Here is a 337-nt window from a genome sequence, read left to right on the forward strand (position 1 = left end):
TTGGCGCAGCACAACTTCCGCTACTGGTTCAACAGTGCCTGCGGGTTTTGGCGGGGGACGCGCTACTTCATGAATAGCGGGGAGCTGGCCCATGCGGCCTTCCTGCTCCACCAGTCGGTGGAGCGTTACTACCACTCCGTGACCCTGGTGTTCGCCGGCTACAAGCATAAGACCCATAACATCGCCAAGCTGGCGGAGATGGGGGCGGAGCTGCATGAGGCGCTGGTCGGCGCACTGCCGCGGGAGGAGGAGGCCGACAAGGCGCTGTTCGACCTGCTGAAGCGGGCCTACATCGAAGCGCGCTACTCGAAAAGCTATCGGATCAGCGAGGAGGAGC

At 62.9% G+C, this 337-nt stretch carries 1 protein-coding gene; it reads left to right on the forward strand.

Annotated elements, in window-relative coordinates; translation table 11 throughout:
• A partial coding sequence (locus ACYQ2W_RS26740; RefSeq protein WP_459874186.1) for a HEPN domain-containing protein occupies positions 1 to 337 on the forward strand: 337 nt, incomplete at both ends.

The organism is Endothiovibrio diazotrophicus, from assembly GCF_054657215.1.